General features: G+C 76.8%; 19 protein-coding genes. 9 read left to right on the top strand and 10 right to left on the bottom strand.

Going from position 1 to position 16,123, the window contains the following annotated elements:
• Nucleotides 1-122 precede the first annotated feature (122 nt).
• A complete protein-coding gene (locus CHC04_RS17270; protein WP_141233841.1) occupies nt 123-842 on the top strand; it encodes an HNH endonuclease signature motif containing protein in 720 nt (239 codons plus the stop codon).
• A 129-nt stretch (nt 843-971) separates the two neighbouring features.
• On the opposite strand, the gene CHC04_RS17265 is transcribed toward CHC04_RS17270, so the two are convergent.
• Complete coding sequence (locus CHC04_RS17265; protein ID WP_089405171.1) at nt 972-1,367, bottom strand: ACT domain-containing protein; 396 nt, start codon at nt 1,365-1,367, stop codon at nt 972-974.
• 17 nt (nt 1,368-1,384) lie between these two features.
• Here CHC04_RS17265 and CHC04_RS17260 point away from each other — a divergent pair, with 17 nt between their 5' ends.
• Nucleotides 1,385-1,645 (top strand): hypothetical protein, encoded by a 261-nt coding sequence (locus CHC04_RS17260; RefSeq protein WP_089405170.1) that lies wholly within the window; start codon nt 1,385-1,387, stop codon nt 1,643-1,645.
• Nucleotides 1,646-1,711: 66 nt separating this feature from the next.
• Here CHC04_RS17260 and CHC04_RS17255 read toward each other — a convergent pair whose 3' ends face one another.
• Complete coding sequence (locus tag CHC04_RS17255; protein WP_089405169.1) at nt 1,712-3,397, bottom strand: DNA repair helicase XPB; 1,686 nt, start codon at nt 3,395-3,397, stop codon at nt 1,712-1,714.
• A gap of 38 nt (nt 3,398-3,435) precedes the next feature.
• Nucleotides 3,436-5,697: a helicase C-terminal domain-containing protein gene (locus tag CHC04_RS17250; RefSeq protein ID WP_089405287.1), complete on the bottom strand. Its 2,262-nt coding sequence runs from the start codon at nt 5,695-5,697 to the stop codon at nt 3,436-3,438.
• 65 nt (nt 5,698-5,762) lie between these two features.
• Between CHC04_RS17250 and CHC04_RS17245 the strand changes: the two genes are divergently transcribed.
• Nucleotides 5,763-6,293: a hypothetical protein gene (locus CHC04_RS17245; RefSeq protein WP_089405168.1), complete on the top strand. Its 531-nt coding sequence runs from the start codon at nt 5,763-5,765 to the stop codon at nt 6,291-6,293.
• Between the two features lie 97 nt (nt 6,294-6,390).
• The gene (locus tag CHC04_RS17240) at nt 6,391-6,618 is read left to right on the top strand and encodes a hypothetical protein (protein WP_089405286.1); all 228 of its coding nucleotides are present in this window, start codon (nt 6,391-6,393) and stop codon (nt 6,616-6,618) included.
• A 50-nt stretch (nt 6,619-6,668) separates the two neighbouring features.
• Here CHC04_RS17240 and CHC04_RS17235 read toward each other — a convergent pair whose 3' ends face one another.
• Entirely contained in the window at nt 6,669-7,448 is a 780-nt protein-coding gene (locus tag CHC04_RS17235) for an endonuclease/exonuclease/phosphatase family protein (RefSeq protein WP_245817366.1), read from the bottom strand.
• Between the two features lie 26 nt (nt 7,449-7,474).
• Between CHC04_RS17235 and CHC04_RS17230 the strand changes: the two genes are divergently transcribed.
• The gene (locus CHC04_RS17230; protein ID WP_089405167.1) at nt 7,475-8,044 is read left to right on the top strand and encodes a nucleotidyltransferase family protein; all 570 of its coding nucleotides are present in this window, start codon (nt 7,475-7,477) and stop codon (nt 8,042-8,044) included.
• Here the strand turns inward: CHC04_RS17230 and CHC04_RS17225 are convergent.
• Complete coding sequence (locus tag CHC04_RS17225; protein ID WP_089405166.1) at nt 8,034-8,333, bottom strand: DUF202 domain-containing protein; 300 nt, start codon at nt 8,331-8,333, stop codon at nt 8,034-8,036. The two genes, CHC04_RS17230 and CHC04_RS17225, sit on opposite strands and share 11 nt — an antisense overlap.
• Nucleotides 8,330-8,689: a YidH family protein gene (locus tag CHC04_RS17220; RefSeq protein ID WP_089405165.1), complete on the bottom strand. Its 360-nt coding sequence runs from the start codon at nt 8,687-8,689 to the stop codon at nt 8,330-8,332. The genes CHC04_RS17225 and CHC04_RS17220 overlap by 4 nt, the downstream gene beginning before the upstream one ends.
• A 109-nt stretch (nt 8,690-8,798) precedes the next feature.
• Between CHC04_RS17220 and CHC04_RS25600 the strand changes: the two genes are divergently transcribed.
• Complete coding sequence (locus CHC04_RS25600; RefSeq protein WP_089405164.1) at nt 8,799-9,194, top strand: cold-shock protein; 396 nt, start codon at nt 8,799-8,801, stop codon at nt 9,192-9,194.
• On the opposite strand, the gene CHC04_RS17210 is transcribed toward CHC04_RS25600, so the two are convergent.
• Together CHC04_RS17210 and CHC04_RS17205 are read right to left on the bottom strand one after the other, a co-directional pair.
• The gene (locus CHC04_RS17210) at nt 9,191-9,682 is read right to left on the bottom strand and encodes a DUF2771 family protein (RefSeq protein WP_245817364.1); all 492 of its coding nucleotides are present in this window, start codon (nt 9,680-9,682) and stop codon (nt 9,191-9,193) included. The genes CHC04_RS25600 and CHC04_RS17210 overlap by 4 nt on opposite strands.
• Entirely contained in the window at nt 9,679-11,352 is a 1,674-nt protein-coding gene (locus tag CHC04_RS17205) for an MFS transporter (RefSeq protein ID WP_089405283.1), read from the bottom strand. Before CHC04_RS17205 ends, CHC04_RS17210 begins: the two co-directional genes overlap by 4 nt.
• Nucleotides 11,353-11,448: 96 nt before the next feature.
• Here CHC04_RS17205 and CHC04_RS17200 point away from each other — a divergent pair, with 96 nt between their 5' ends.
• Nucleotides 11,449-12,249: a DUF3027 domain-containing protein gene (locus CHC04_RS17200; protein WP_089405163.1), complete on the top strand. Its 801-nt coding sequence runs from the start codon at nt 11,449-11,451 to the stop codon at nt 12,247-12,249.
• Nucleotides 12,250-12,276: 27 nt separating this feature from the next.
• Here CHC04_RS17200 and CHC04_RS17195 read toward each other — a convergent pair whose 3' ends face one another.
• Complete coding sequence (locus tag CHC04_RS17195; RefSeq protein WP_089405162.1) at nt 12,277-12,714, bottom strand: Lrp/AsnC family transcriptional regulator; 438 nt, start codon at nt 12,712-12,714, stop codon at nt 12,277-12,279.
• A gap of 139 nt (nt 12,715-12,853) precedes the next feature.
• Here CHC04_RS17195 and CHC04_RS17190 point away from each other — a divergent pair, with 139 nt between their 5' ends.
• A complete protein-coding gene (locus tag CHC04_RS17190) occupies nt 12,854-14,161 on the top strand; it encodes an ArgE/DapE family deacylase (RefSeq protein ID WP_245817362.1) in 1,308 nt (435 codons plus the stop codon).
• A gap of 9 nt (nt 14,162-14,170) precedes the next feature.
• Here CHC04_RS17190 and CHC04_RS17185 read toward each other — a convergent pair whose 3' ends face one another.
• Nucleotides 14,171-14,422, bottom strand: a complete 252-nt coding sequence (locus tag CHC04_RS17185; protein WP_245817360.1) for a DUF2530 domain-containing protein — start codon at nt 14,420-14,422, stop codon at nt 14,171-14,173.
• Nucleotides 14,423-14,522: 100 nt separating this feature from the next.
• Between CHC04_RS17185 and CHC04_RS17180 the strand changes: the two genes are divergently transcribed.
• Nucleotides 14,523-16,094: an NCS2 family permease gene (locus CHC04_RS17180; RefSeq protein ID WP_089405161.1), complete on the top strand. Its 1,572-nt coding sequence runs from the start codon at nt 14,523-14,525 to the stop codon at nt 16,092-16,094.
• Nucleotides 16,095-16,123 lie beyond the last annotated feature (29 nt).

Here is a 16,123-nt window from a genome sequence, read left to right as displayed (position 1 = left end):
AGTCCGAGCCGACCGAGTCCGAGCCGACCGATAACGAGCCGACCGACACGGAGTCCCCTGAAACGGCGGGCACGTCCGCGGTTGTGTCCGAGGAGGAGGACTTCGCACGCTGGTCGGAGGAGATGGAACGCCGCATCCTGGCCAGGAAGTTCGACGCCGAGCCGGCCCCCTGCTACCTCGACGAGGACGGACCACCACCCGACACCGGGCCCGACGACCCGGCAGTGCGCCACCGCTCCGCCCCGGCCGTCCCCGACGGGTGGTGGGCGCGCGCCGACCGCGCCGTCGACGACGCCGCCCTGCTGGCCCTCGACCGTGCCCTCGGTCACGCCCGCCGGCTGGTGGCCACCGCCGAGCGCGCCGACACCGCCGAGGAGACCACCTGGGCCACCAGCCCCGCCGGCCGGGTCAGCGCCGCACGCGACGTCCTCACCGCACTGGCCGCCGCCACCGATCAGGCCCGTGCCGACCTCGCCGACCTGCTCGGTCGCACCGCCGGCGGCGGGCTGGCCGACCGGCCCCGCCTCGCCCTCACCGACACCCTCACCGGCGCCCTGCTCGCTCTCACCGACCTGCCCGCCCCGCAGCAGGCCGCCCGCGCCGGCACCGGCCTCGTCGCCCCCGGCGCCAGCCCCGGCTACCGGCCCGCCGCGGCACTGGACCGGTACGTGCGCGCCCGCGACCGCCGCTGCCGCTTCCCCGGCTGCCGCCGCCTCGTCCCCCGCCGCGGCGAACTCGACCACCACACCCCCTGGCCCGCCGGGCCGACCACCGCGGCCAACCTGGCCGGCTCCTGCACCGGCCACCACCGCTCGACGGCCCCGTTCAGGGTCCCGCCCTGAGCTTGCGAAGGGTGGGGAGGGCGGGGTCCTTCCTCAGGCCCCCGGCTGGCCACACCACCTCGCCCCCGACGGCACCCTCCCCGTCACCACACCGTCGGGCCTCACCGCCACCACCACCCCACCGCCCTACTAGGGGCGGGTCAGTCCCCCGAGGACGGTGAGGGCACGGTCGGCCTCGTCCGCGGGGACGAACAGGTGGTCGTGATGGTAGCCGGCCAGCACGTTGCAGCTGATCCCGGCGTCGGCCAGGGCGGTGCTCACCGCGGCGGTGAGACCCACCGCGGCGAGGTCGGAGTGCACCAGCAGCGTGATGCGGGCGGCCACGTAGTCGTAGCAGAGCCCCACCCGGTCGGCCTCCTCACGGGGGAGGACCAGGGTGAGCCCCTCGTCCTCCCGCACCGTGGCCACGGGGGTCAGTCCGTCGGGCACCTCGGAGCCCGGCACGGTCGTGAACACGTACGTCCCGGGCGCACGCCGTGGCGCCATGCCGGACAGCAGGCGGTCCAGGTCCCGTTCACCCGCCACGGGAGCATCCTGCAGCCATGACCGGACCCGAGTACGCCGGACTCCGCGAGCGGGCGGCCAAGGGCGACCGCGACGCCGTCGACGAGCTGATCGAGCTGGCCGGCGAGCAGGGCGACCTCGCCGAACTCCGCCGGCTCGCCGACCTCGGCTACCGGGACGCCGCCGACGAGCTCGTGCAGCGGGCGAGCGAACGGGGCGACCTGGCCGAGCTGCGCCGGCTGGCCGAGGAGGGCAACGCCGACGCCGCCGACGTCCTGCACGAGCTCACCGAGGGGTGAGACGGTCCGGCCCCGGTCCGCAGGGACCGGGGCCGGACCGGGCACTTCCGCGGAAGTGCACCAGGACTAGTCGGCGGGCTCGTCGACCCAGTCGGGGCCGTTGACCTCACCCGGGCCGGCCAGGTCGGCGGCGTCGACGATCGTGTACGCGTAGCCCTGCTCGGCGAGGAACCGCTGCCGGTGGGCGGCGTACTCGGCGTCGAGGGTGTCGCGGCTGACCACCGTGTAGAAGTGCGCCTGCCGGCCGTCGGCCTTGGGGCGCAGCACCCGGCCGAGCCGCTGGGCCTCCTCCTGTCGCGACCCGAACGTCCCCGACACCTGGACGGCGACCGCGGCCTCGGGCAGGTCGATGGAGAAGTTGGCGACCTTCGACACGACCAGCGTGCGGATCTCCCCGGCGCGGAACGCGTCGAAGAGCTTCTCCCGCTCGCGGTTGGTGGTCGACCCCTGGATCACCGGGGCGTCCAGCGCCCGCCCGAGCTCCTCGAGCTGGTCGAGGTAGGCCCCGATCACCAGCGAGGGCTCCTCGGGGTGCCGCTCGAGCACCCGCCGGATCACCGGCAGCTTCGACGTCGCCGTGGCCGCGATGCGGTACCGCTCCTCGGGCTCGGCGACGGCGTAGGTCATCCGCTCCTCGTCGTCGAGCCCGACGCGCACCTCGATGCACTCGGCCGGGGCGATGTAGCCCTGCTGCTCGATGTCCTTCCAGGGCGCGTCGTAGCGCTTGGGCCCGATGAGGGAGAACACGTCGTCCTCGCGGCCGTCCTCGCGCACCAGCGTCGCCGTCAGCCCCAGCCGGCGGCGGGACTGCAGGTCGGCGGTGAGCCGGAAGATCGGCGCGGGCAGCAGGTGCACCTCGTCGTAGACGATCAGGCCCCAGTCCTGGGCGTCGAAGAGGTCCAGGTGCCGGTACTCGCCCTTCCGGCGGGTGGTCATCACCTGGTAGGTGGCGATGGTGACCGGGCGGATCTCCTTGCGCTCGCCCGAGTACTCGCCGATCTCGTCCTCGGTCAGCGAGGTGCGCGCGATCAGCTCGCGCTTCCACTGCCGCCCGGAGACGGTGTTGGTGACCAGGATCAGCGTGGTCGCCTTGGCCTCGGCCATCGCCGCGGCGCCGACCAGCGTCTTGCCCGCGCCGCACGGCAGGACGACGACGCCCGAGCCGCCGGCCCAGAAGCCCTCGACCGCCTCGCGCTGGTAGTCGCGCAGGTGCCAGCCGTCCTGCGCCAGCTCGATCGGGTGCGCCTGCCCGTCGACGTAGCCGGCGAGGTCCTCGGCCGGCCAGCCCACCTTGAGCAGCGCCTGCTTGAGCCGGCCGCGCTCGGAGGGGTGCACGACGACGGTGTCGGGGTCGATGCGCGCGCCGATCATCGGCGCCACCCGCTTGGAGCGGACGACCTCCTCGAGCACCGCGCGGTCGGTGGTGGTGAGCACCAGGCCGTGCACGGGGTTGTTGACCAGCGTCAGCCGGCCGAACCGGTCCATGGTGTCGGCGACGTCGACCAGCAGCGCGTGCGGCACGGGGTAGCGGGAGTAGCGCACCAGCGCGTCGACGACCTGCTCGGCGTCGTGCCCGGCGGCGCGCGCGTTCCACAGCGCCAAGGGGGTGACCCGGTAGGTGTGGACGTGCTCGGGGGAGCGCTCGAGCTCGGCGAACGGCGCGATGGCCGCGCGGCAGTCGCGGGCCTGCGGGTGGTCGACCTCGAGCAGCAGGGTCTTGTCCGACTGGACGATGAGCGGTCCGTCGTTCACGTGATGGGGAGCCTCTCCTCGGCGGGCGTCTGGACTGGTCAACCGTTGCCGGCGGCCGGTGCTTCCTCGTCGACCAGCGCCACCGTGGTGATCCGGTGCACCGCGAAGGTGCGGCTCTCCTGGCGGCGCTCGTCCCAGCCCTGGAGGAAACCACCGGCCAGTGACACCGGCTGCACCACGCGCTGGCTGCCGCTGCCCTGGGCGTCCACGTAGCCCAGCCACACCGGCACGCCGTCGCGGATGGCGCGGGAGAGCACCTCCAGCGTGCCGGCGGTGGTGACGCCCGGGACCTGCCGCACCGGCGCCGCCGGCCGGGCGGCCAGCGCGGCGTCACCGGCCCGGATCTCCCGCACGGTGGCCGCGGTCTCCGCCTCGGTGAGCGGGCGGGCCGCCGCCGACGGCGGCAGCCCGGGCCGGCGGCCGGCGGCGCGCGGCCGCGCCGGCGGGCGGGTGAGCACCGCGCCGCCCGGGGACTCCCCGGCCGGGGCGTACCCGGCGCCCCGCAGCACGGTGAGCACCTCGTCGGCGCCCAGCCCGCTGACCAGCACCCCCGGTGCCAGCCGGCGCAGCTCGGCCGCCGCCGTCCGCCGGTCGCCGAGCACCTGGGACAGCAGCCCGTGGTCGTCGGAGCGCACGTAGCACTCGATCGAGCCGACCCGCAGCCGGCCGTGCTGCCGCGCCACGTCGTCGACGAGGTAGTCCAGCGCCTGCGGCACCGGCGTGCGCGAGGAGCGGGCGAAGAGGTCGTGCAGGCCGGTGGCCGACCACCCGGCGTCCAGCGCCCGCCGCACGGAGGACTCCGACACCCGGAACACCGTCGCCCCGCCCGAGGACTCGACGTCGGCGACCACCGACAGCGTGTCGGCCAGCGCGGCCACCAGCGGCCCGGGGGCGACGAGCGTGAGGTCGGGCTGGGCGAGCACGTGGTCGACCGGCTCGGGCAGCAGGCCCTGCACCCCGTCGGCCGCCCCCTCCTCACCGCGGGTCAGCAGCCCCCGCCCGCCGGTGGACAGCACCCCGCCGACCAGGACGCCGAGCCGCGCGGCCTCGGCGAGCACGTCGGGCACCGGCGCGAGCCGGTCGGCGCGCCGCGGCGTCCGCCAGCGCAGCAGGGCGACCAGGTCGTCGGGCGCCAGGCCCGAGCCCGGCGGGGAGGCGGCCAGCGCGGTGAGCGCCGACCGGCGGATCGCCGGCGCGGTGTGCCGCACCAGGTCGGGGGACAGCGCGTTGACCGCCTTGCCCGCCACGTCGCGCTGCCCGACCAGCGAGGGCAGCCGCGGGCTGTCCAGCCAGCCGGCGGCCAGCGCCGCCCACCGGTCGGCCAGCGGCTGCTCGCGCCACAGGTCGTAGCCGCGGGTGGGCAGCCACTCGTCGCGGTGCGGGCCGCCGACGTCGAGCAGGCCGGCGGCGAAGGCGAGCTCGAGCAGCCAGCCGGCGTCGGTCTCGGAGACCGACAGCGCCTTGGCCAGCCGCTTGCGGTCGCGGACGGCGACCCCGCCGCTGCGCAGCAGCCCCGCGGGCTCCTCCTCGAGGACGGCCAGCAGCTCGCCCACCCGCCCGACCGACTCCAGCGCGGCACCGGCCGCCTGCCGGTCGACGGCGGCGGGGTCCCGCTCGACGACGGCCGGCCGCGGCTCCGGGCGGGAGGGGCCGTACGGCCGGTCGCCGCGCAGCAGCAGCCCGATCTCCCGGGGCAGCTCGACGTTGAGCGCGTCGACGCGGGCCAGCAGCCCCGCCTGCAGCAGCCGCCGCGCGGGTGAGGCCGCGCCGCCGCCGGTCTCGGGCAGGTGCCCCACCGGGCGGTCGCCGGCCAGCCGCTCGAGCACCTGGCGCTCGGCGGGGTCCAGCGCGCCGACGGCGGCGGGCAGGTCGGCCGGCAGCGTCACCCGCAGCTCGGCGGCGCGGCGGCCCAGCCCGGCGGGGTACCGCACCGCCCGGCGCACGTGGTCGGGGGCGTGCAGGACGTCGTCGCCCCACAGCAGCGCCCGGGTGGTCAGGCGCTCGACGGCCGCCGCGACGACGTCCTCGGGCAGCCCGGGCAGCGAGGCGGCGACCTCGGCGGCCTCCACGCCGTCGGTCGGGGCGAGCAGCACGACGTCGAGCACCTGCAGCGTGGCGGCGTCGAGGTCGTCGAGGGCCCGGTCCACCGACACCGGCACCGCCAGCCGGCTGGCCAGGGCGATGACGTCCGACGGTGCGGGGCGGGCCACGTCGGGTCGCGCGGCCAGCAGCGCCGCGAGCTGGGCGTCGCTGCGGGTGCGCAGCCACGCCGAGAGCGTGGCGGGACGGTCGGCAGGCATCCGGACCACGTTACGTCCCCGCGCGCGGGTGCCGCCCCGGACGCCGGGCCTGCGAGCATGGGGACGTGCAGCCGGCCGCCGACGACCCGCACACCCGCGCGGCGCTCGAGGGGTACCGCGCCGGCGCGCTGCGGTGGCTGGCCGGCGGGGTGATCGCCGTCGTCCTCGCGGTGCTGCTGGGCGCGGTCGCGATCGGCGTGGCCGAGGACCGCGGCCGCCCGGTGCCCCTTGCCGGGCTGGTGGTCGTGGGGCTGGTGCTCGGCGGTCTCGTGGCCGCGGCCGCGGGTCTGGGCGCGCTGGCGCGTGCGCTGCGCTGGCGCCGGGCGCTGGCCGCCGTCCCGTGGCAGCGCGGACTGCTGCGCATCGCCGGCCCGGCGATCGTGGCCTTCGAGCCCGAGGGCTACGACGAGTGGGACCCCGACGACGAGCCCGTGCGGCTGACCCTGGTGAGCACCTCGGTGTGGCGCACCCGCCAGGTGCAGGGCCTCGACGGCGGCGAGGTGCGGGCGGCCCCCGTGGGCAGCGGGCAGTGGGTGCTCACCGCGGAGGGGCTGCCGACGCTCTACGGCGCCCGGACCGCCCGCCGGTCCCGCTGAACCCGTGTCGCGGCCGGGCCTCGTGCGGGTAGGAGGACCGGCGCGAGAGGATGGCGTCGAACGCGCGCCCGTGGGTGCGCCCGAGCACGGAGGCGAGATGGCCAAGCGCAAGGAGAAGCACGCCCACCTGGTCGAGCCGACCTGGGGCCAGTCGGAGGACGCCGGCCCCCCGGTGACCGAGTTCCTGGGCGAGATGGCCGGCCCGCTGTCGCCGTTCGGCGAGGACCACAGCTTCCCGCTGCCGCCCGACCGCATCCGCTACGCCCACCCCACCGACAAGCCCAACCGGGCCGGGGTGCAGCTCCCCGAGAACCGGCGCCGCTGACCCCTCCCGCGCCGCCGGCCGCCGGGCCGGCGGCGCGGGACGCCCGCCGGTCAGGTGGGCTCGACGTCGACGACGAGCGCGCGGTGGTCCGACAGGGGCAGCCGCACCGCCTCGGCCGGGCCGGCGGCGGCCAGCCGGCCGCGGACCAGCACGTGGTCGAGCTGCCGGGTCGGCTCCTCCGCCGGGAAGGTGAGCGCCCGGGCCAGCGGCCGCAGGCCGCTGACGAGGGTGGCCTTGCGCGGCTGCATGTTGAGGTCACCGAGCACGACCAGCGGCTCGCGCGTCCCCCGCAGCGCCCGCACCAGCCGGCGCAGCTGAACGGAGTTCCAGTACGGCACGAACGACAGGTGCGTGCAGGCGACGGTGAACTGGCCGTGCGGGCCGTCGAGGACGGCGGCCACCGCCACCCGCGGCTCCTCGCTGACCAGCATCGGCCGCGGCGCGCCGCGGAACCACACCGGTACCCGGCCCGGCAGCGCCGGCAGCCGCACCACCCGCCAGGACACCACCGGGTGGCGGGACAGCAGCGCGATCCCGTAGCTGGCGGCACCGGGCTGCTCGTCGCCGGTGGCCGCCATCCAGGTGCCGCCGGGGGTGCCCGACAGCGCGGCGACGAACTGCGAGTCGACGGCGCCCATCGCCTCGGCGGCCACGGCGGTGAGGTCGGCGTTCATCGAGCGCGGCTGGTCGCGGTCGACCTCCTGCAGCGCCAGGACGTCGGCGTCGAGCGTCTTGACGGCGGTGGCCAGCCGGTCGACGTCGACCCGGTCGTCCTCGGGTGTGCGGCCGTGCAGGATGTTGAAGGTCGCGATGCGCACGAGGAGTGCCATGCCCGGAGGCGGGTAGCTGCACGCGCGTGCAGCCCTCCGACCGCGACGAGATCCGTGACCTGCTCAAGCGCGTCGCCGTCGCGCTGAAGGAGGGCGGGGTGCCCTTCGCCCTGTGCGGCGGCTACGCCGCGTGGGTGCGCGGCGCCCCCGAGCCCGACCACGACGCCGACTTCCTGGTGACCGCCGAGGAGGCCGAGCGGGCGACCAAGGTGCTCGCCGACGCCGGCCTGCAGGTGCAGGACCCGGCCGAGGACTGGCTGACCAAGGTGGTCCAGGGCGACTCGTTCGTCGACGTCCTGTGGCGCACCTGCGGCCGGCCGGTGGAGGCCGACCTGATCGACCGCGCCGAGGACCGTCCCGTGCTCTCGGTGCACATGCCGGTGCTGGCGGCCACCGACATCCTGGTCACCAAGCTGATGACGCTCGACGAGCACTACTGCGACCTCTCGCGGCTGTTCCCGGTGGCCCGGGCGCTGCGCGAGCAGGTCGACTGGGCCGTGGTCCGCCGGGAGGTCGCCGACAACGTCTTCGCCGTCGCCTTCCTCGAGCTGCTCGGCCGCCTGGGCGTCGTCGACCCGGAGGTCGTCAGCGGCTGAGCACGCTCACCGCGGCGGCGAGGGCCGCCGCGGCCACCGCCGCGGTGGCCAGGGCGGCCGGGACCGGCGCTGCGGCCGGACGCCGGTCCAGCTGCCGGGCCCGCCACGGCGCCAGCCCGGTGAGGACGCCCAGCCCGAGCACCGCGACGGCGGCGCCGAGCAGCAGCGGGGCGGTGGCGCCGGCGCGCAGCCCGTGGTGGCCCAGCAGCGCCGCGATGCCCAGCAGGCCCAGCCCGGTGCGCTGCCAGGACAGCCGCGTGCGCTCCGGCTGGGTCTCCCGGCCGCTCACCGCGCGGCGACCTCGACCGCCAGCAGGCAGCCGACCAGCAGCAGCACCAGCGCGACCGCACCGGCCAGGGCGACGGTGCCGCGGGCCGCCGGCAGCGGCCGGTCCTCGGCGATGGCGCGCTCGTTGCCCCGCCAGCGCGCGTAGCCGGTCAGCGCCGCGCCCAGCCCCGTGGCCACCAGCGCCAGGCCCGCCGCGCCGCCGCCCCAGGAGGTGCCCAGCGAGGGGACGTAGGACGCCACCGCCACGCCCGCGGCGACCAGGGCCAGGCCGGTCCGCAGCCAGGCCAGCAGCGTGCGCTCGTTGGCGAGGGTGAAGCGGTAGTCCGGGTGGCCGGGGAGCCCGTCGGCGGGTGGCACCGGGCCAGGCTAGGGGCCGCGTGCGACTAACCTGGGGCCAGCGGCGACCGCGCCGCCGTCCGCCGGCCTCCCGGCCGGGCCACCCCGCGAGCGACCGAGGGATCTCACCGTGCCCACCGGCAGAGTCAAGTGGTTCAACCCCGAGAAGGGGTTCGGCTTCCTCTCGCGCGAGGACGGGCCCGACGTCTTCGTGCACAAGGACGCGCTGCCCGCGGGCACCGCCGAGCTCAAGCCGGGCCAGCGGGTGGAGTTCGGCATCGTGGCCGGCCGCCGGGGCGACCAGGCCCTGCAGGTCCGCGTGCTCGACCCGCTGCCCTCCGTGGCGGCGAAGGTGGCCGCGGCCAGCCGCAAGAAGCCCGACGAGCTGGTCCCGATCATCGAGGACCTCATCAAGCTGCTCGACGACGTCTCGAACTCCCTGCGCCGGGGCCGGCACCCCGATCGCGCCGAGTCGCGCAAGGTGGCGGCGGTGCTCCGCGCGGTCGCCGGCGACCTGGAGGCCTAACCCGCCGGTGTCGTCGGGGTCGGCTCCCCGAGGTCGCCGCCGGCGCGCAGGAAGCCGACCGGCCACGAGCCGGTCAGCAGGCACTCGCCGTGCCGGTCCTCGACGACGACGAGGTAGAACGCCGGCGGGACGACGTCGGAGCTGTTGACGTCGAACGCGGTGGTGCCGGCCTCGACGTCGACCTCGCCGATCCGCTCCTGCAGCTGCTCGTCGAAGACCTGCACCGACCAGCCGTTGGCCGCGACCTCCTCGGGCACCGTGAGGGTGATCGGGGTGTCGGGGGAGACCTCGACCACCGGCGGCGTGACGTCGTAGCGCTGCCCCTGGCCGGACCCGCAGTACTGACTCGGCCGCGCGGTGACCTCCTGGGGGCCGGCGCTGATCGTGACCTCCGGCGGGGTGGCGGCGGCGGACGAGCCGCAGGCGGCCAGCACGGCGGGGAGCGCGCCGGCGAGCAGGACGGCGGCGGCGCGGGGGAGCGTCCTCACGGGCGGGGTGCCTCCGGCACGGTCGGGGCCCCGGGCGGGGCGACGACGCCGGGGACGGTGGGGGCGTCGGGGTCGACCGTGGCCCACCGGCGCCGCCGCGGGCGCACGAGCACCAGGCCGACGGCGAGCACCAGCAGCGACGCCGCGACGGTGAAGCCGAGCCACCCGATGGGCGGCAGCGCGATGCCGACGGCGCCGCCGACCACCCACGCCAGCTGCAGCACCGTCTCGGAGCGGGCGAACGCCGAGGCGCGCAGGCTCTCGGGCACCTCGCGCTGGATGATCGCGTCGAGGGCGACCTTGCCCAGGGCGTTGGCGACGGCGGAGACCCCGGCGACGACGGCCGCGGTGGCCAGGCCGAAGAACACCGCGGCGAGCACGGTGACCGCGGCGGCGGCGCCGGCCGACCACACGACCACCCGGTCGGGGTCGGCGGCGTGCAGCCGCGAGCCGATGCCCGTGCCGATCACGCTGCCGGCGCCCGCGGCCCCGGCGATCGCGCCGAGCGCGAGGGTGGGCTCCCAGCCGCCCTCGACGGTCGCCTGCACGAGGAACGCCGAGAAGATGGTCAGGAACCCGCCGAGCCCGCGCAGCGCCGCGTTGGCCCGCAGCGCCAGCACCACGTGCGGGTTGACCGGGCGCCGCCGCCGGCCGGCGACCGGCAGCTCGTCGGTGCTCAGCACGTCGGCGGGCTGCTCACCGGTGGGGACGTCGACGTGGCGCGGCAGCCGCACCGCCAGCACCCCGGTGACGGTGAAGACCGCGGCGGTGACCCACAGCAGCGGCGAGAAGCCGAACGCCCAGGCGATGCCCGCCCCGAGGCCGCCGACGACCCCCGCGGTGACCAGGCCGAACACCGACAGCCGGGCGTTGGCGGAGGTCAGCGACATGGCGGCGGGCAGGACTCGGGGGACGACGGCGGCGCGCAGCACGTTGTGCGCCTTGGACAGCACCAGCACGCCGAGAGCGGCCGGGTAGAGCCACCAGTCGTCGTGGTGGGCGGCCATGACCAGCGCCAGCACCGCCCGGCCGAAGGACGCCGCGCCCAGCGCCCACCGGCGCCCGCGCTGCAGCCGGTCGAGCAGTGGGCCGATGACCGGCGCCACCACGGCGAACGGCGCCATCGTGACCAGCAGGTACAGCGCGACGTTCCAGCGCTGGGCGTCGGAGGCGGCGGCGAAGAACAGCGTGCCGGCCAGCGAGACGGCGATCAGCGCGTCGCCGGCCATGTGCAGCGCGTTGACCCACAGCAGCTGGGTCAGCCCGCTCTCGCCGGCGCCGTCGGCGCGGCTGGCCGCCCGCACCCGGGCGACACCGGCGCGGGTCAACTCGCGGCTGCGCGCGACGGCGACGCGGGTGACGGTGACCCGCGGCGCGGCGGCGGACTCCGCCGCCGGAGGAGGAGCCGGCGGTGGCGGGGCGTAGCCGGGTGGCGGGGGCGGTGGCCCGTAGCCGGGTGGCGGGGCGTGGCCGGGTGGCGGGCCGTAGCCGGGCGGTGGCCCGTAGCCGGCCGGCGGCGCGGGGTGCACCGGCGGTGCCGCGACCTGCGGCTGCGTTCCCGGCTGGGGCAGGTCGAGCGGGGTCGTGTCCAGGCGGTCCGCCGGATCCGGCCCGGACCGCCCGCGGCGCAGCGGACCCCGGCGGGACCCGGGCGGGCGCGAGGACGGCACGCCCCCATCGTGCCGCACCTCCCTGGCAGTCCGGGCGGATGTGATCACCTCGACCGGCCGCTCGGTCACGCGCCCGCCGTCTGGGACGATGAGCGGGTGCACCCCGAGACCGCCCCCGCGGGCAGCGACGTGCTGACCGCCGCCGTCGACGTCGCCCGCGCCGCGGCCGAGGAGACCGCCGGGGACCCCGGCCTGGTCGGCGAGCACCTCGGCGTCACGGCCGAGCCGCTGGGGACGCCGGCCGAGGGCGTGGCGCTCGAGGCGCTCGGCGCCGTCGTCACCCACTCCTTCGCCAGCCGCCAGCCCGGGTACGTCGGCTGGTACTGGGCGGTCACCCTGGCCGCCGTGCCGGGCGAGGACCGGGTCACCGTCGACGAGGTCGTCCTGCTGCCCGGCGACGCCGCGCTGCTCGCCCCGGCCTGGGTGCCGTGGCACGAGCGGCTGCGCCCCGGTGACCTGTCGGTCGGCGACGTGCTGCCGGCCACCGAGGACGACCCCCGGCTGGTGCCCTCCTACACCGCCGACGACGACGCCGCGACCGACCCCGAGGCGCAGGCCGTGGCCACCGAGATCGGGCTGGGCCGCGAGCGGGTGATGTCGGCCGAGGGCCGTGGCGGCGCCGCCGCGCGCTGGCTGGCCGGCGACTTCGGCCCCCGCGCGCCCATGGCCCGGCAGGCCCCCGGCCCCTGCGCCACCTGCGGCTTCTTCCTGCCGCTGGCCGGGTCGCTGCGCACGCTGCTCGGCGCCTGCGGCAACGAGTACTCCCCGGCCGACGGGCGGGTCGTCGCCGTCGACTACGGCTGCGGCGCGCACAGCCAGGCGACCCTGCCGGCCGGCGAGCCCACCGAGGTCGTCACGTCGGCCCGCTACGACACCGCGGACTTCGACGTCCTCTAGCGACGGCCCCGGTCGCCGGCGCGGACCTCAGACGCGGGAGCGGTCGATGAGCCGGGAGAGGACCACCGCGCTCTCGGTCCGCGCCACGGTGGGCAGCGCCCGCAGCCGGCGGACGGCGCGCTCGAGCTCGGTGGTGTCGCGCGCCTGCAGCCGCAGCACGGCGTCGGCGGTGCCGGAGATCGTCGTCGCCTGCACCACCTCGGGCACGTCCTCGAACTGGCGGCGCACCTCCTCGGGGTCGGGCGCGCCCTCGCAGTAGACCCAGACGTAGGCCTCGACGTCCCAGTCGAGGACGGCGGGGTCGAGCACGGCGGAGAACCCGCGGATGGCCCCGGTGCGCACCAGGCGGTCGACCCGGCGCTTGACGGCCGGCGCGCTCAGCGACACCTCCGCGCCGATCCGGCCGTAGGTCGTGCGGGCGTCCCGGAGGAGCCGCTGCACGATCGCCTTGTCCAGCTCGTCCACCGTGCTCCTCCGTTGCGTCCACCCCGCTGCAGACGCAACGGATCGTAGGGAGGACGCACCGTTTCGGGCTCCCGCCGGGCGCCGCGTGTCCCTAGCGTCTCCCGCGCCCGCCACGGTGGCGGGACCGGGAGGAGGAGTCGTGACACTGACGGGGTCGTGGGCGCCCGAGACGAGGGCCCCGCGGGGGAGGACCAGCCGGACCGAGGAGGCCGTCCTCGACGCCCTCGACGTCACGGCGCTGCACCGCACGCTCGCCGACCTCCTGCGCGTGCCGAGCGTCACCGGCAGCGACGCCGAGTCCGAGCTGCTCGCCGGGCTGGCCGAGCGCACCGCCCGCGCCGGCATGGACGTCGACCACTGGCGGCTCGACGTCGACGAGCTCGCCCGGCGCCCCGGCTTCCCGGGCACGGAGGTCCCGCGGCGGGAGTCCTGGGGGCTGGTGGCCACGACCGGCGGCGACGCGGGACCGACCGTGGTGCTGCAGGGCCACGTCGACGTCGTCCCGCCCGGGGACCTGCGGCGGTGGGCCGCGAACCCCTGGACGCCGCGGGTGTCGGGCCCGCGGCTGCACGGGCGCGGCGCCTGCGACATGAAGGCCGGCGTGGCCGCCAACCTCGCCGTCGCCGAGGCGGTGCTGGCCAGCGGCGTGCGGCTGCCCGGCCGGCTGGCGCTGCACCTGGTCGGCGGGGAGGAGGACGGCGGCCTGGGTGCCTTCGCGACGCTGGCCCGCGGCCACCGGGGGGACGCCTGCGTCATCACCGAGCCGACCAGCGGCACCCTCACCACCGCGGCCGGCGGTGCGCTGACCTTCCAGCTCGTCGTCCCGGGGGAGCCGGCGCACGGCAGCGCCCGCTGGGCCGGGCGCAGCGCCGTCGAGCACTTCGTCGTCGTCGACGCCGTGCTGCGCGAGCTCGAGGCCGAGCGCAACGCCGTCGTCGACCCGCTCATGGCCGAGTACCCGATCGCGCACACGCTCTCGATCGGCACCGTCGTCGCCGGGGACTGGGCGAGCACCGTGCCCGACTCGCTCACCGCCACCGGGCGGCTGGGCGTCCGGCTCGACGAGGACCCCGCGCAGGCGCGCGCCGCCGTCGAGGAGCGGCTGGCCGCCGCCTGCGCCGAGCACCCCTTCCTGCGCTCCCACCCGGTGGAGGTGACGTGGCCCGGCGGGCAGTTCGCGCCGGGGCGCACCCCGGCCGGGGCCCCGCTGCGGCAGGTCGTGACCGCCGCGCAGCAGGACCTGACCGGTACCGCGCCGCGCGAGCGGGGCGTGCCCTACGGCAGCGACCTGCGGCTCTACGCCGCCGAGGGTGTCCCGACGCTGCACTACGGCCCCGGCGACGTGGTGCACGCGCACTCCTACGACGAGCACGTCGACCTCACCGAGCTGACGGCGGTCACCCGGGTGCTCGCCGTAGCGACGGTGCGCCTGCTGCAGGCCGGCTGAGCGGGGCGCCTACCGGTCGTCGCCGGGGTCGCGCCGGCCGAGCTGGCCCTGCCAGCGCATGATCGCCAGGCCGACGAACGGGAGCACGATCCCGGCGACGCACGTCCAGGTCCACACCCGCTCCACCCGGTCGCCGAGGAGCAGCACGACCACCAGGGCGACCACCCACAGCGCCGTGCCGGCGAGGACGACGCGGGCGGTGTCGACGCGCAGCGGGGGAGGGGCCGGCTTCAGTGGGCGGCCGGAGGCGGGACGGGACACGACGCCGACCCTAGGCGGCGCCGCCCGGCCGGGAGCGCGTCCGCCGTGTGGCACGCTGTCGCCGCTCACCGCCCGGCAGCAGCAGTCCGCAGGAGCCCGCATGCCCGAGAAGTCCCGACGGTCCCGGAGCACCGGTGCCACCGCCGCCCCTGCTGCGCGGGCCACGCCCGCCGCCGGCGCCCCGGCCACCGGCGACACCCCGGCCGACGTCGCGGCGACCGGGACGCGGCCCCGCCGCAGCGCCGGCCCGCAGCTGCGGCCGCGCAACGGCCTGGACCGCTACTTCGGCATCAGCGCCCGGCGCAGCACGGTCGGCCGCGAGGTGCGCGGCGGGCTGACCACCTTCTTCACGATGGCCTACATCGTGGTGCTCAACCCGATCATCCTGTCGGGGCCCGACGTCACCGGCGCCACGCTGCCCTTCGGCGCGGTCGCGGCGGTCACCGCACTGGTCGCCGGTGCGCTCACCGTGCTCATGGGCGTCGTCGGCCGCTACCCGTTCGCGGTGGCCACCGGCCTCGGCATCAACGCGATCGTGGCCGTCTTCGCCGCCACCCAGCTGTCCTGGCCGGAGATCATGGGCCTGGTCGTGCTCGAGGGCCTGCTCATCACGGTGCTGGTGCTCACCGGATTCCGCCGGGCGGTGTTCGAGGCGATCCCGCCGCAGCTGAAGACCGCGATCGCCGTCGGCATCGGCTTCTTCCTCACCATCATCGGCCTGGCCGACGCCGGCGTGATCCGGCCGGGCTCACCCCTGATCAGCTTCGGCGTGGGCGGCCAGCTCGCGGGGTGGCCGCTGCTGGTCTTCGTCGTCGGCCTGCTGCTGACCGCCGTCCTGGTCGTCCGCCGGGTCCGGGGCGCGCTGCTGATCGGCATCGTCGTCTCCACCGTGCTCGCGATCGTGGTCGAGGCAGTGGCCGACATCGGCGCGCGGATCGGCCCCGACGGCACCGAGGCCAACGCCCGCGGCTGGGCGCTGCAGGTCCCGCGGCTGCCCGAGGACGTGGTCGGCACGCCCGACCTGTCGATCGTCGGGCAGTTCTCGCTCGTCGGCGGGTTCGAGCGGATCGGCGTCGTCGCCGCGCTGCTCATCATCTTCTCGATCATGATCGCCGACTTCTTCGACACCGTCGGCACGGTCACCGCCGTCGGCGCCGAGGGCGGCCTGCTCGACGAGGACCGCAACCTGCCCGGCTCGCAGCCGGTGCTGCTGGTCGACTCGCTGGCCGCCGCGGCCGGCGGCGCGGCGAGCGTCTCGTCCAACACCACCTACATCGAGTCCGCCTCCGGTGTGGCCGACGGCGCCCGCACGGGCCTGGCCAGCATCGTCACCGGCGTGCTGTTCCTCGTGGCGATGTTCTTCACCCCGCTGGTGCAGGTGGTGCCCTCCGAGGCCGCCGCCCCGGCCCTGGTGATCGTCGGTGCGCTGATGATCAGCCAGATCCGCACCCTCGAGTGGGACGACATGACCCTGGTCATCCCGGCCTTCCTCACCATCGCGCTCATGCCGTTCACCTACTCGATCACCAACGGCATCGGCGCCGGCGTCGTCACCTACGTCCTGCTGCGGGCGGCGACCGGCCGGGCCCGCGGGATCCATCCGCTGATGTGGGTCATCAGCGCGCTGTTCCTGGTGTACTTCGCCCTGGAGCCGCTCCAGCAACTGTTCTGAGCAGTGCTAAGGACCCGGGTAGGCTGAGG

The sequence above is a fragment of the Geodermatophilus saharensis genome (assembly GCF_900188205.1).
GTDB lineage: Bacteria > Actinomycetota > Actinomycetes > Mycobacteriales > Geodermatophilaceae > Geodermatophilus > Geodermatophilus saharensis.
Note: the sequence above shows the minus strand (reverse complement) of the source record. Positions and strands in the feature narration are given on the sequence as shown.